Raw genomic sequence first — 1,457 nt, 5'->3', positions numbered from 1 at the left:
TCGGATCAGCGTGACTATTTGTGGGACTCCGTGGCGCAAAAGATCAATGCCGCCAGGTTCAAGCCCGAGGAATAGCATAGGAAGATCAAAGACGGAGGGTGAGGTCATCACATCTATCCCGTCTTATTCCGTAGTCTGTGGCATTCGAAGATCAGACACGCCTTATCGACCGAGATGATGCCGGATGCTCCCGGCGGCTCTTAGGGATCTCGCATTCCCAGGCGGTAGGCATTCGCGCCAAACCTCACCACTTTCGTCGTTTATCCACCCTTGCGGGGCGCTCAAGGCCGTCCAAGCCCGCGTTCTGATCTCATGCTGTCCATATGCCGGTTAGCCCGAATCCTGGCATCTCGACACGTATACTCCAATTCAGCCTGGGAATTGGCACCGCGTGGGATTGTTCATGTGCCGGAATGATCGGCGGAGCGGGTGAACACCCGGAGACCGCTGCCTTTGCGCTATGAACCACATCATATGGGATAAATACTTCCGCTAGACCCAATATTTTGCGTTTTCATCGCCTGACAGCGCCATTCCGATTGCAATTTGATACCAGTTCTGTTAGACAATCGGTATCGCAATAACGTCTGTCAGCGCCGGTAGGATCATCCCTCCGGCGCTTTTCTTTTGCGCCGTCATTTTCGCGATGTCAAAATAATTTTGCGATAATCGCGATATTTCACTTGACTGTTTTTGCGATAATCGCGAATATCTCCTCATCAACACCGCACCGACTGAGCCCCGTAAGGAAGCGAACCGGTTGCGCAAGATGAGGATGAGGGAAATGAACGATCTGCAAATCCAGAACTGGCTGACTTACTGGGGCAACGCCAAAATGGTCAACCTTGATGCGATCCGCGCTTTTGAGAATGTCTTTCAGGCTCGCAAGTACTGCGAATGCATGCGTATCGGAGTTTTCACGGACGTTACCGACCTGCAGATTTGGAACGCTCTTCAGGCGATGCGCCGGTCGGAACACCTGAACAACGGAGAGATTTCCATCTCTGGACCGGAAGGATTCTTCGAAGATCCCTTCGAGAAGAGTGATGACACAGATACCGTCCTAAAGGCAGCAGCACGCGAGGCTGGATGGGCTCTTTCAACTTTGGTGGATGAGATCCGCTTCAATAAGCGACAGCAGGTTGTGAACATCATCAACAAGCTATCGGCGGCCTTCGCGTATGAGGCCAGAACAAACCCGCCATCCATTTCCTGACCCCCTTCGATATCCGCTCTTCACTGCAGCGGATATCGAAAGTGATCGGTCCCTAAGGAGGGCAGAGACATGGAACTTCTTTATCAATTCGATGAACTTGCAATCGTCCTGAACGGCAAGACCGAGAGCGGGATGCTGATCGGCGGCACGGCTGAGCTTGTGGATGCCGGTGCAGACTATCCCGGCGAGTTCTACGTACGTTCCGTCATGCTCGACGGCGGCACGATGCTTCATCGGGAAC

1 protein-coding gene is annotated in these 1,457 nt (G+C 53.0%); it reads left to right on the top strand.

The window, feature by feature from the left end; translation table 11 throughout:
- The first annotated feature begins 784 nt into the window (after positions 1-784).
- Positions 785-1,216, top strand: coding sequence for a hypothetical protein (locus JTP94_RS25300; protein ID WP_204853187.1), 432 nt, complete (start codon positions 785-787; stop codon positions 1,214-1,216).
- The last annotated feature ends 241 nt before the right edge of the window (positions 1,217-1,457 follow it).

This window comes from Martinezella lusitana, assembly GCF_016901135.1.
GTDB classification, from domain to species: Bacteria; Pseudomonadota; Alphaproteobacteria; order Rhizobiales; family Rhizobiaceae; genus Rhizobium; species Rhizobium lusitanum_D.
The sequence above is the reverse complement of the archived record's forward strand: the minus strand, read 5'-3'. Positions and strand labels throughout refer to the sequence as shown.

Coding starts and splice junctions, on each gene's coding strand:
- JTP94_RS25300 (WP_204853187.1), top strand. CDS start 785: ATGAACGATCTGCAAATCCAGAACTGGCTGACTTACTGGGGCAACGCC.